Below are 12,667 nucleotides of genomic sequence, written 5' to 3'. Positions count from 1 at the left end.
AAAAAATCCCAGGCTGAGAGATTTTGTGTTTAATTTTATTGAAGTTCCCTCTGGAGTTTTAGACGTGAACGTCATCCGATTGCGATGGCCTTTAGCCTCTAACGTTAATTGCGTTAAAATTTTGAGTGAATACAATCAGTATTAATTTAAGGTGGTACCGCGGAATTATTTCGTCCTTTTTCAGAAGGACGATTTTTTTATTTTAATGATTAAATATGCAAAGAATTCAAAAAAGCATTTAATAAGATAATTAATAAAGGAGAAAGAAATGGAGTTAGAACTCAAACAATTAAGAGATCGCTGCTTGGCTGATCTTAATGCCGTTGAAGAATTAAAAACACTGGATAATGTGCGAATAAAGTACCTGGGGAAAAAAGGGGAGCTGACCATTGCCCTGAAGGGCATGGGCAAGCTCTCCAACGAAGAACGACCGATCATTGGAAAATTGGCCAATGAAATCCGGGAAGAAATTGAAAATAATATTTCAGCTCAGAAACACGCCCTTGAGCAAAAAGAAATCGAAGCCCAGATCAAAGAAGAGAGTATCGATGTGTCCTTACCGGGGAAAAAGCACCAGGCCGGAAATCTCCATCCGCTGACCACCACCGTCAACGAATTGAAAGAAATCTTTCTGGGCATGGGCTTTTCGATTGCCGAAGGTCCGGAAATTGAATGGGCTAAATATAATTTTGACTACCTGAACGTTCCTCAGGATCATTCCGCCAGAGACTTGCAGGATACCTTCTATTATGAAGACGATATTGTTCTGAGAACTCAGACCTCGCCAGTGCAGGTACGGGTTATGCAGGAACAAAAGCCGCCATTGCGGATTATTTCACCAGGCCGGGTTTATCGCTGCGACGAAATAGATGCCACCCATTCGCCGGTTTTCCATCAAATGGAAGGCCTGGTCATCGACAAGGGCATTACCATGAGTGATCTTAAAGGAACTCTGGATTTATTTGCCAAAAAGCTGTTTGGCGAACAGACCAAAACAAAATTCCGCCCGCACCAGTTTTATTTTACCGAACCCAGCGCGGAAATGGATGTCACCTGTTTCAAATGTGGCGGCGTCGGCTGCAAGGTTTGCAGCAACACCGGTTGGATCGAGATTCTGGGCTGCGGTATGGTTCACCCGAATGTCCTGCGGTTTTGTGGCATCGACCCGGATGAATACAGTGGCTTTGCCTTTGGCATGGGCCTTGACCGGATCACGATGATCAAGTACGGAATAAACGATCTGCGTTTATTATTTGAAAATGATCTGCGTTTTTTAGCGCAATTTAAATAGGAGGAACCATAATATGCTCGTTTCACTGAATTGGTTAAAAGAATTTGTTGATATAAAAATGTCCCCTTATGATTTTGGCGAGGCCCTGACCATGTCAGGCACAAAGGTCGAAACACTGACTGTTGTTTCTGAAAATGTTGCCAATATCTTGACTGGAAAAATTACCAAAATTGAACCCCATCCCAATGCCGATAAGCTAACTGTTTGTACGGTGGATATGGGAGCAGACGAACGGGTGATTGTCACTGCCGCCAAGAACGTCTTTGAAGGCGCTATTGTTTCCGTTGCTGTTGATGGGGCCGTGCTTGCCAATGGTACCAAAATCGGCACCAATGATTTTAGAGGACTGCTTTCCCACGGGATGTTCTGCTCGATTGAAGAACTGGGTATGAATACCGATTTGTTTTCCAAAGAAATCATGGAAGGAATTCTGATTCTCCCAGAAAATACCCCGCTGGGAATGGATGCCCGGGAACTGCTGTGGCTGAATGATGTGATCATCGATGTGGAATTGACGGCTAACCGGTCGGACTGCCAATCGATCATTGGCATCGCCCGGGAAGCGTCAGCAACTCTGGATCTCCCGATGGCCGGTGTAACCACCTATGATACCGTTGAAAGTACCAATCAGATTGCCGATTATTTGAGTGTCAGAATCGAAGATCCCGCTTGTCCTCGTTATGTCGCCAAGATGCTGAAAGTTAAGAAAATTGAAGCATCGCCATTGTGGATGCAGATCAAACTGCAAAACAGTGGCGTGCGTCCGATTAATAATATTGTCGATGTCACCAATTACGTGATGCTGGAACTGGGCCAGCCGCTGCATGCCTTTGATTATGACAGCCTCCAGTCCCAGGAAATTGTGGTTAAAACCACCACCAATAAGAAGATTGTAACCCTTGATGACAAAGAACGGGACATCGATGAAACGATGCTGATGATCACCAACGGTAAGGTACCAGTAGCGATTGCCGGCGTCATGGGCGGCGAAAATTCCGAGATAACCGAAAAAACCAGTCTGATTGTGCTGGAATCGGCCAATTTTAACAAAGGCAGTGTTCGGCTAACCGCTAAAAAGCTGGGCCTGAGAACCGAGGCATCATCTCGTTTTGAAAAGGGCGTCGATCCCGAACTGGCTGGTATGGCAGCGCTGCGGGCCACCCAGCTGTTGCTGGAAATCGGTGCTTGCGAAGTCATTGAAGGGCTGATCGATGTTTATCCCAGCGTCGCATCCTTAAAAAAAGTCAACCTGGACATTAATTGGTTCAATACCTTTGTTGGTATTTCGCTCACAATTGATGAGATTGCCAAAATGCTGACCCGGTTGTTTTTCAACGTCGAAAAAAGCTCTGATTATGTGCTGGAAGTGGAAGTCCCCAGTTATCGGTTGGATATTGACCTTAAAGAAGATCTGGCCGAAGAAGTGGTCCGGATTTTTGGTTACGATATGATTCCTGGCACCATCATGGGCGGCGAAACCATGGTTGGCGGTAAAACCCCGGTGCAGAAATTTGAAGACGCCCTTAAGAACATCCTGGTCGGTCAGGGCTATTATGAAACCCTGACATCCTCTTTCACTAGCGAAAAACGTCTTCACGGGCTTAATTCACAGCTTGACGAAAACCTCGTCCCACTGATTAACCCATTGGGCGAAGAAAACAGTATTATGCGCCATACGCTAATCGGACATCAATTGGAAGTGATTTCACTCAACTATAATCGCAAAAATCCGTTTGGTCGTTTTTTTGAACTGTCCAATACATATCGCAAGAATACGAAGTCAGGGGAATTACCGATCGAGGAACAGAAACTGGCTATCAGTAGCTATGGCGGTGAGGATTATTTTGAATTAAAAGGGGTTGTCGAGCTGTTACTGGAGCAGTCCGGCATTAAATATCCCGATTTTATTGCCGGTGGCTCAGACTTCCTGCATCCCGGCCGCAAAGCTGAAATTTTTGTCGATGGGATAATATTAGGCGAGATTGGGGAGATTCATCCAGTTGTTGTAAAGAATTATGAACTGCCCAAGCGTTGTTATATCTGTCAATTGTCGTTTAAGGCGCTATTTGACTGCTCATCACTGGATAATAAATTTACCGATCTGCCCAAATTCCCGGCGTCAAATCGCGATCTGGCAATTTTATTAAAGGCCGATATTCCGGCGGCGGCGGTTGAAACCATTATCCGCAAAAACAGTGGTGATATTCTTGAAAGCATCGATTTATTTGATGTCTATACCGGGGCGCAAATTCCCGATGGTTACAAGAGTCTGGCTTATGCCTTAAACTTCAGACATCATGGCCGGACCCTTAATGACAATGACATCAACCCGGTGATCGAGCAAATCCTCGGTGAATTAAAGCGATCATTTGACGCCCAGCTGCGCGAGTAGTTGTTAAACGAACGGGTATGAATAACATCCATACGCTGATTATTGGACTCATGCAATTAAAAGGGGTCGGACGCCAGAAAGTTAGACTGCTACTGGAAATACTTACCGCACCCCAGGATCTCTCGTTCAGAGAGATGGTGGAAATCGGCCAAGCCCTTCATATTATCCCTAATCAAATCAGTCAAACCGAAATTGAGGCATCCATGGATTACGCCAAACGGCTAATCCATGAATGCAATGAGCTGGGCATTGATCGCACATCATTTTTAGATGATGGTTTTCCGGTTAGCCTGTATTTTAATGATTATCCGGTCTTGATTTACTATAAGGGCGATCTTGAAATTTTAAATCACCCCAAACGGGCCGCGGTTGTCGGCAGTCGGACACCATCCCGGCTGGGTTCCGACTTCGCCTTTCAGGCTGGTAAAATGCTGGCCGAAAACAATTTTGTGGTGATCAGCGGCCTGGCAGTTGGCACCGATTCTTATGGACATTCAGGCTGTCTGGCTGGTGGTGGAAAGACGGTAGCGTTTTTACCTTCGGGTTTGACACAGATCTATCCGGACACAAATCGCGATTTAGCGGGAAAAATTTGCGACCAGGGTGGTTGCCTGATTTCAGAGTACAATCATCATCAAATGGTTCAGCCCTATAAATTCATCGAACGCGATCGGCTGCAAAGTAGCACGAGTCAGTTTGTCATCGTATCCAATTTTGCACCGGGCAGCGGAACCATCCATACCCTGGATTACGCCAACAAATATAATAAGCCGGTTTATTCCATCCCGATCATTTATGAAGAATCACGGGATGGTTTTAATCACCTTAACCAGAAGGGGATTAACTTTCAGATTATCCAGAATACCGAGCTGACACAAGTCATCGAAAATTATTAATTGACAAATCATTTGTAATTTTTTTGTTTATTACATATAATAGAAGATAACAGAGTAGAATATGATTATTACTTTCAGAGAATTAAATTTATTTCACAGGAGGAAAAAATGCCTGAACAAACAATAATGGAATTACGCATATTAGATACCGAATTTAATTTAAAGGCAAAGGGAAACGAAGAGCATATCAAACATGTTTCTGATTACGTCAATGCCGAATTGGAACGCGTCAAGGCTGCTAATCCTTTTACCAACCACATTCGGATCGCGATCCTCGGCTGTATGAATATTACCGAGCGGTTATTTATTGCTGAAGAAGAAGTTCGTACCAGTGAAGAGTTCAAAGTTAAGGAAAGCGGCGAGATTAAACTCGTCAAAGAAGAACTTAAGAAAACAAACGACATTTTAGCTGAAGAAAAAGCAAAATATGAAACCCTGGTTGAAGAAACCGAAATACTGCAAAAAGAATTGGATGAAAAAAATGATTTACTGGCTCAGTATCGTGAACATTTGCGCCAAAGTAAGATCGAAAGCGAAACCAGCCGCAAAACAATTCTGGATTTACAAAATCAACTTTTTGAAAGTCAGATTGAATTAGTAAAAGCTAACAAAAATCATATTGAAAAAGACGTCTTCAAAAGTATTGAAGACAAAATGAAACTGGATTAAAAAACTGATAAAAAAACAAACACAAAAAAAGATGTGCAAACATCTTTTTTTGTGTTTAGAATTTACGGATTAATCCGGTAACCTTACCAAGAATTTTGACATCTTCTTCATTGCAGATAATTGGATCCATCGTTTTATTATCCGGCTGAAGGCGAATTTTATTGGTGTCTTCATAAAAAATCCGCTTTACGGTGGCTTCGTTATCTTCAAGCATGAGGGCCACAACAATTTCATTATTTCTCGCGGTTTCCTGTTTTCTGACGACAATTTTATCCCCATCAAGGATGCCGGCATCAATCATACTGGTGCCCTTAACTTCAAGAATAAACGCGGCATCAGTTCCGGTAAAATCCAGCGGCAGCGGGAAAATATCAGTAATATTTTCGATTGCCAGAATCGGAGAGCCCGCCGTAACACAACCTAAAATTGGCAGTGAAACAATCGTTTTTTCGTCAAAGTAATTAGAAATTGTTTCGTTAGGATCATGGCGAAGGACTTCGATAGCCCGGGTTTTTGTTGAGTCTCGTTTAATATAACCAAGTTCTTCCAGCTTTTTAAGGTAGGTATGAGCAGTGGAAGTCGATTTTAAGTTAACAGCGGCACATATTTCCCGTACCGAAGGGGGATAACGTTTATCACGCATTTGAGTTTCAATAAATTTTAATATTGCAAACTGTTTGCTGTTTAAATCCTCATACATTAGCATTCCTCCAAAAATTTATAGTTTATTATACCATATCCGAAAAATAAAAACAAACGTAAGTTCTCATTTAAACAAATTCTCAGTCATCATCGCTTTCAAATTGCGATAACGGGTTTTGATTTAAGGTGTCCCGCAGCGTTTCTTCATTGATATGGGTATAGATCTGGGTTGTCGAAACATTCTGATGACCTAAAATTTCCTGAACCGACCGTAGATCAGCATTGCCATAGCGAAACATCAGAGTTGCCGCTGTATGTCTGAGTTTATGGACACTGATTTCGTCGGTATTCAGTCCACAGCTGGCCAGGTGTTTCTTGACCAGATGTTGAACCGCCCGGTTGCTGATGGGCGTATTCTGCTGGCTGAGAAATAAGTAGGGGGAGTCTGATTCCTGACGAACAGCCAGATATCGGTTAACCGCTTTGAGACAGGCATGGTTTAAAAAGACGGTTCGTTCCTTATTTCCTTTGCCAATAATCCGCAGGGAATCATTCTTTATATCAGATATTTTAATTTGGGTCAGTTCGGAAAGTCGCATTCCACAATTTAAAAACAGCGTTACAATAGCAAAGTCCCGTTCTTTATGACGGCCAGTAATTCCTTTTAGTAGATCAACGGCTTCATCCCATTCCAGATAACGGGCATGACGGGCCGGTAGCTTGGGCATTTCCAATTCAGTCACCGGATTAGGAAGAAAGTACTTCTGCTTATTACAAAGGTAATTAAAGAAAGAGCGGAGTGACGAAACCTTCCGGCTACGGGCGGCATCAGCATTATGGCGCTCTTTGCTTGAATAAGAAAGAAAGGCGTAGAGAATCCCGAGATTGACAGCTTTCAAATCATCAATTGTGACATCATCGATGGGAATTTCATCAAAGTCAAGGGCTTGCGGAACCATCGCAAAATAGCGCTTAATAAATCTGAAAAAGATAATCAGATCATAACGGTAGGCCTGAGCTGATTTATCAGAGTAACCTTTAATGGTCAAAACATAGTTCAGAAATTCATCAATCAAGCTGTTGTTCGGAATTATTTTATCTGTTAGATTTGTTGGGGATGTCATGACAGGTCTCCTAAAATTTATTTGGCAGTCAGTTGGAGAACATGAGCTCCAGAAAAGCCGCTCAGTACAGATCATTAAATTAATCTGGCGGCGACGGATGATTTGTTGATAGCTTATCATATTTTGACACTTTTGTCACGAAACTTACATTTCGCGACAAAAGATTTCAGGCTCTCGATCGAATCTACTCAGAAATACAGATTTAAAAATGTGCATTGACATATACTTCGGACATAGTTTGACATATAAATGGTAAAAAATAATTCATTTGTTTGCGCTTATGTATAATTGATCGGACATAAATAACGAATTTAATTGAATTCTATGAACAATAATCAGAAATATGAAATTTTATTATCTCCGGTGAAGAAAATGAAAAATAAAATGACAGGTTCGTATGATACCTATTTTATTTTAAAAATAGGTAAAATTTGACATATAACCCGTAAAAAATGGAAGGTTTTCATGAAAAAAATAAGTTCTATATGTAATGCCAACTTTCAGTGAAAATGTATTAAGCCTTATAATTATCCAATGGAAACATTGTAGCGTACAATCAGACTATATCCCCCAACCATTGTTTCCATATTATCTATATTGTTTCGATAATCTTCATTCACCTGAGACTCTTCTTCTTCGAAAAAATAGACATTATAAAAGAGATCATTCTCGATAATAATGCCTTTATAGGCTGGGCCAACTGAAATACCAGAATCTAAAAGATCTTCTGTAATTATTTTTATAAAGTCACCATTTCTAATATTATTCTCAATAAAACCTAATAGTCTACAAAAGTATTCAAATAAATAAAACTCGATAATTTTACAAGCAAGCTGGAAAACATCGGCCGAAATTGTTGTGCTTTTGGGATCATTAAAGAAATCATAAAAGAGTTGAATGAGGTATTCATATAAGGACAACAAGAAAGAAGTATTACACTCTCCTGCCCTATTTCTCAATATACAAGAATATAACCATAGATAATATGCATATTGTTCTTTTTTTATTTTTTTATTACCATAGAGACATTTTACAAAAATATTATTTAATTTCGTTTTGTAATCAATATTTGTTCGATTCATATTTTCGCAATGATAACCAACTCGGAAAGTTTTCTTGATCCGGCTGTCGACTTTATTTATGATATCTTCAAGTGATGAAAGAATTGACAAATCATTTTTTGAATAGTCTTTTACTAAATTAATCCAATCACAATCGCAATTTGAGTAATAATTGTTCAGATTACTAATTTCATATTTAGTTAATTTCGTTACTTTTCGCACACTAATTGTCGCTAGACTACTCTTTTCGCCGTTGATAAGATAATCTTTTATAAATTTAGCGCCAAAATCCGGAAGTTTATTTTTAATTTTTAATTGCCAGGGATTAATCTCAATTATAGTACAACTTCTATCCGAAATAGATGGAAGATTCAACGGTATTGATTTATTATGATAACTTCTTGCAACAAGCTCCATTGGTGAGTGTATCATGAAATGTCGGAATAAGTCAATTTCACAATGGGGACAAATATAATAACTTTTTTTATTGAAGCAAAATTCCGAAAATCTGCGATGGTTACAAACAGGGCAATGTTCAACCAAAAGCATATTATGTATAAGACATTGATCTAAAAAAGAAAATTGATGAAATAAATAATGATTTCCTTCTTCCAGGCACTTTGGACAATATTTAAAATAATGATCGAATAGAAAAATGAGATTATGGGAAAGAAATATTGAAAATGGACCTAATAGTCTCTTCACATCTTCTTTTATTTGCAGAAGAACTGGTTCTTCAATTATGGAATTTAAACCTTCAACGTTTATTTTACCCCTATATTGAAATAAAAGTTCTGGCAAAAATTTATTTGTATCATTATTGTTTACCAATATTGGTTTAATCAATATATTTGAAGAACAAGAATTCACGTAACATGATTTAACTAAATAATCATAAAAACTTTCATATTGATTTCGCTTAAATTTTGTTAGCATACCAGCTTATCCTAGTTTTATACTCACTTTCGCTTTCCATTGATACATGCATTTAAAAGGTCTTGCTCGTGGCCACAGTCTGCAAATTTGACAGTCTCGATCCACATATCTTCGGTAATCCATCCATCCCCTGCCCCTTCAATTCCATGTTCTATAAAAAGAAATTCAATCATGTTACATAAATGACTCATTGACAATCCATGTTTACTGAAAATAGTTTTTCCATAAATATTACAAATACAATTATATAAATTTTCAGTTTCATGGATCAAAAATTTACTCTCACTGAATGCCGTTGGAAAAAAATAGTTCGTGTATGTCAAGTCTGAATCTAAGGGAAATCGCATACCGAAATCGTATGCACCGAGGACATCTTGAAGTTCTTTCTTTGTCCGAATACCATTGAATATGTGCGTTTTTTGCATGAAACGTCGCACAATCTGGACTTCCTTCATTCCTGAGAACAAGTTCCGCTGCGAGATTAAATCTTCAGTACCAACTAAAATTGTCGTCATTTCTATACTTTGAGCTTTTAACTGGTTATTAATATCTTTAAGGCATTGGTATTCATTCTTATCTAACGCATCTGCTTCATCTATGAAAAAAAGGATTTTTCGATTTCCGTTTTCTTCAAGGGCTAAATTTATTAGCTGAGAACACAATCGATCCGATTTATCTTGTGCTGAACCTTTGTTAAATAAATCATGATTTGTGGCTTTCAATAATCGCGTGTAAAAAACATTGGTGTTCTTTAGTGGATCAGGCATGGAGCTCACAAACGTTAAAATTTCGCGGTCATACTTTTCGTATATTTCATTTTTTATTATATTGATTGCTGTCGATTTTCCATAACCTGATGGTCCATAAATAATCATCCCTTGTATTCTAAATTTGATCGCTTCGTCTATTTTTTTGATTGCTTCTTCGACAATCGATGTTTTTATTTTGTAATTACCAGTGTGAATGGGATGTTTATTTTTTACTTTTGATTTTACTTGATCAAATTGATCTGCATTCATTTTATTTTAGCCCTTTCACTTCATTACCATGTGCGCTTGGATGGGTCTGACCATTTCGCCATTAATTCCTCATCGCTTAACAAATTTTTGTCATCTTCACGAGTGATTTCGTCTGTAGTATTGGAACATTTTTTATTTTGAGGTAGAATATTTGATCCTGGACTTCTTTTTTCAGCCTCATTTCGAACAGATGCCAAGTGAGTTGCCGCCGTTTTACTGAATAGGGCTTTTTCTTCCAGATTATTTGCAAAATTTGTTATTATATCTTCGACGTGACTGTTATTCATGTCATTATTATTCGCAAAATCTCGAATTAATTTATTTGTTTTTAAGGAAATCGCAGTTCCAATCTGTTTACCTTTGATCACTAAATGTCCAATATGAGCGCCATTTTCTAAATATGCTTCCATCTCTCTAATATCAAGCGGATCAAACTCGATTACAATATTCTTACCGACTGGTGTATAGCTTGAAGACAAAACAGAACTTGTATATTTGTATCCAGCAAAATTGATATATGGCCGGATTCCCTTTTTTTTATTGCCTTGAACTTTTCTGATTTGATAACATTTCATTAGCGAAAAATCCTTTCTGCTATCATCTGAAACATATGATGGAATCAAACCTCGATCAATTCGGTCTCTCATAACTGATAGAGGCGAAAAGCCTCCTAATCCTTGATGAGGTTGCAAATTGTATTCTGAAATAATTATTTCAGCAATTTCGGAGATCTCTTTGAGGGTAATCCGATATGTAACAGCATCTTTTTCTGCTCCGATTCGACGAATATCATTAATGTTGCTCCCCGTTGTAGATGGCATTCGATGAAAACCTTTCTCTTCTAAAGTTCTAAAAAATCGTTCAATGAGTGGGCGTCTATGAGGTGTTGCAACAGGGCCAAAATTTATACTGATACCTAATTTTTCTAGATTATCCGTAACGTCACGTGAAAGATGAGAGAGTGCATTATCCATACAAATCTCATCAAAGAGCGCCCATTGCGTAAAAGGGACTGCTACTGAATGGTATCCTTCAATACTTTTTATTAAATTGAATTGACTAAAATTCAATGCTTTATGTGGAATTATTGCATTTTGAATACATTCCAATACATCAAATCGATTATAGTTTTGACTAACAGAAATAGTGTACCCAAGTATAACGCGAGTCGCTACGTCAATAATTGCTAAAATCCAAATACGGTTTGCTAAAACATAGACAGTATCTCCATATTCATTTTCAACAGCAACTGTAAATAATGCATCGATTTTATGCCCATCTAACTCAACTTTTGCAAAAGGTCGTTTAGGACTGGATTGATCCGGCTGTATGCATCTTGTGTTGCGAAATAATTGCTCCGCATTTTTTCCGTAACGATTCAATGAAGCATAAGGATTTTCGTCACCAATATTATGCAAAAATCTGACCATTGATCGATATCCTTGGGATTTAGTTTCAAATGGATAGTCGGTCTCTTTAAAGCCGTTTGCTATCAGATTTTTTATTAAAGATTCATGGATTGTTTTAAAAGATGATAATTTGTCCCATTTTGATTTTTTTTCATTAAAATAATCTAATAGTAATTGATCTCGAATATCGGGGTGATCCTCCATTAATTTAATAAATGGACCCTTTCTCGATTTCAATCGGTGCCCTTTTATTAATCCAATATAACCTACAGGTTGGCCACTCGTATCAAGGCTTGCACATCGATCGACAAACTCTTTAATATGAGAATGGTTTATGCCGGTCATTTTTTCTATGTTTTTCATTGACTCACCATTTAAATACAAATCAACTGCTTTTTTCCTTGATTCATAGATTTGTTTATCAGAGTCTGACATATTATAGGTACTTACAGTTCGCCATGTTTTACTTTCTTCATAAAATTTTGCGATCTTATTATTCCAAAAAACGTTTGCCATAACACACCTCTGTATAAAAGTTCAATTCCTGATTAAACACATCCGCTTTGATCTGATCACGTATCAGCAAATAGACCAGGCTTGGAAATACCATTGTTGGCTCTGGATCAGATTCATAGATATGTCCAATTGTAGTATCCCCTACTTGTTCTATAAATCGTTTTATTCGTTTTATACAATTTCCGAGTAACCTTTCATCAGTTCTACAAATGCAGTGATACATAAATCTCATATTATTGAGATGTTCCAGACCTTGAAAAATATCATTTTCAGTACGCACACGATATAGAATATTATTTTTCAAACACCAATTTTTTTGGATAGCAATTTGAGACTTTGCTCTGACTGCGGATTTATTGTCTCCAGTTAAATCAGAAGAATACTTAATTTCCCATAATTCATTAATATTGTCTTCATAAAGAACTTCCATATCAAACACTGTTTTGCACATTTTGCCATCATCATTTTTTCCAGTTATTTGAAGTGGTTGTTCGACGTATTTAATAATTTGCGGGTTCAATTCAACAGATAAAAAGTTCGCATATTCCAGATTACTGTAAAAACATGCCCTTCGATTTAGTTTTAGACTATGACAAATAAAGTAATTCGATCCATAGCTCTGTGAGCGTGGCATTTCGATTGGCTTTTCACTTAACATGGGCTTCCTCCGCAATATTTATTAATCTCAAAACTCAAAAGCAAATATTGTTAT

Annotated in this window: 10 protein-coding genes and 1 other annotated feature (1 of these 11 running past the window's edge); of the genes, 4 read left to right on the top strand and 6 right to left on the bottom strand. The window is 38.1% G+C overall.

What is annotated here, in order from left to right; genetic code table 11:
- Nucleotides 1-181: a binding site (T-box leader), on the top strand (it extends 47 nt beyond the left edge of the window).
- A gap of 87 nt (nucleotides 182-268) precedes the next feature.
- From pheS to zapA, 4 genes are all read left to right on the top strand, one after another.
- Nucleotides 269-1,291, top strand: a complete 1,023-nt coding sequence (gene pheS / locus A3KS_RS0100485) for a phenylalanine--tRNA ligase subunit alpha (protein ID WP_026393211.1) — start codon at nucleotides 269-271, stop codon at nucleotides 1,289-1,291.
- Between the two features lie 13 nt (nucleotides 1,292-1,304).
- Nucleotides 1,305-3,683: a phenylalanine--tRNA ligase subunit beta gene (gene pheT, locus A3KS_RS0100480; protein WP_026393210.1), complete on the top strand. Its 2,379-nt coding sequence runs from the start codon at nucleotides 1,305-1,307 to the stop codon at nucleotides 3,681-3,683.
- A gap of 17 nt (nucleotides 3,684-3,700) precedes the next feature.
- Nucleotides 3,701-4,579 (top strand): DNA-processing protein DprA, encoded by an 879-nt coding sequence (locus tag A3KS_RS0100475; RefSeq protein ID WP_026393209.1) that lies wholly within the window; start codon nucleotides 3,701-3,703, stop codon nucleotides 4,577-4,579.
- A 108-nt stretch (nucleotides 4,580-4,687) separates the two neighbouring features.
- On the top strand, nucleotides 4,688-5,248 hold the full coding sequence (gene zapA, locus A3KS_RS0100470; protein WP_242834712.1) for a cell division protein ZapA: 561 nt from the start codon (nucleotides 4,688-4,690) through the stop codon (nucleotides 5,246-5,248).
- Nucleotides 5,249-5,303: 55 nt separating this feature from the next.
- Here the strand turns inward: zapA and lexA are convergent, their stop codons facing one another.
- The 6 genes from lexA to A3KS_RS22165 all read right to left on the bottom strand — a co-directional run bounded on the left by lexA (nucleotide 5,304) and on the right by A3KS_RS22165 (nucleotide 12,613).
- A complete protein-coding gene (lexA, locus tag A3KS_RS0100465) occupies nucleotides 5,304-5,948 on the bottom strand; it encodes a transcriptional repressor LexA (RefSeq protein WP_026393207.1) in 645 nt (214 codons plus the stop codon).
- Nucleotides 5,949-6,030: 82 nt separating this feature from the next.
- The gene (locus tag A3KS_RS0100460; protein ID WP_035354737.1) at nucleotides 6,031-7,014 is read right to left on the bottom strand and encodes a tyrosine recombinase XerC; all 984 of its coding nucleotides are present in this window, start codon (nucleotides 7,012-7,014) and stop codon (nucleotides 6,031-6,033) included.
- Nucleotides 7,015-7,541: 527 nt separating this feature from the next.
- Nucleotides 7,542-9,011, bottom strand: a complete 1,470-nt coding sequence (locus A3KS_RS0100455; protein WP_026393205.1) for a TniQ family protein — start codon at nucleotides 9,009-9,011, stop codon at nucleotides 7,542-7,544.
- Between the two features lie 23 nt (nucleotides 9,012-9,034).
- Nucleotides 9,035-10,030: an ATP-binding protein gene (locus A3KS_RS0100450; protein ID WP_026393204.1), complete on the bottom strand. Its 996-nt coding sequence runs from the start codon at nucleotides 10,028-10,030 to the stop codon at nucleotides 9,035-9,037.
- 23 nt (nucleotides 10,031-10,053) lie between these two features.
- Nucleotides 10,054-11,955 (bottom strand): DDE-type integrase/transposase/recombinase, encoded by a 1,902-nt coding sequence (locus tag A3KS_RS0100445; RefSeq protein WP_026393203.1) that lies wholly within the window; start codon nucleotides 11,953-11,955, stop codon nucleotides 10,054-10,056.
- Nucleotides 11,933-12,613, bottom strand: a complete 681-nt coding sequence (locus A3KS_RS22165; RefSeq protein WP_051355559.1) for a TnsA endonuclease N-terminal domain-containing protein — start codon at nucleotides 12,611-12,613, stop codon at nucleotides 11,933-11,935. Before A3KS_RS22165 ends, A3KS_RS0100445 begins: the two co-directional genes overlap by 23 nt.
- Nucleotides 12,614-12,667: the final 54 nt, after the last annotated feature.

Source organism: Acetobacterium malicum subsp. dehalogenans DSM 11527 (assembly GCF_000472665.1).
GTDB lineage: Bacteria > Bacillota > Clostridia > Eubacteriales > Eubacteriaceae > Acetobacterium > Acetobacterium malicum.
Note: the sequence above shows the minus strand (reverse complement) of the source record. Positions and strands in the feature narration are given on the sequence as shown.

Coding starts and splice junctions, on each gene's coding strand:
- pheS (WP_026393211.1), top strand. CDS start 269: ATGGAGTTAGAACTCAAACAATTAAGAGATCGCTGCTTGGCTGATCTT.
- pheT (WP_026393210.1), top strand. CDS start 1,305: ATGCTCGTTTCACTGAATTGGTTAAAAGAATTTGTTGATATAAAAATG.
- A3KS_RS0100475 (WP_026393209.1), top strand. CDS start 3,701: ATGAATAACATCCATACGCTGATTATTGGACTCATGCAATTAAAAGGG.
- zapA (WP_242834712.1), top strand. CDS start 4,688: ATGCCTGAACAAACAATAATGGAATTACGCATATTAGATACCGAATTT.
- lexA (WP_026393207.1), bottom strand. CDS start 5,948: ATGTATGAGGATTTAAACAGCAAACAGTTTGCAATATTAAAATTTATT.
- A3KS_RS0100460 (WP_035354737.1), bottom strand. CDS start 7,014: ATGACATCCCCAACAAATCTAACAGATAAAATAATTCCGAACAACAGC.
- A3KS_RS0100455 (WP_026393205.1), bottom strand. CDS start 9,011: ATGCTAACAAAATTTAAGCGAAATCAATATGAAAGTTTTTATGATTAT.
- A3KS_RS0100450 (WP_026393204.1), bottom strand. CDS start 10,030: ATGAATGCAGATCAATTTGATCAAGTAAAATCAAAAGTAAAAAATAAA.
- A3KS_RS0100445 (WP_026393203.1), bottom strand. CDS start 11,955: ATGGCAAACGTTTTTTGGAATAATAAGATCGCAAAATTTTATGAAGAA.
- A3KS_RS22165 (WP_051355559.1), bottom strand. CDS start 12,613: ATGTTAAGTGAAAAGCCAATCGAAATGCCACGCTCACAGAGCTATGGA.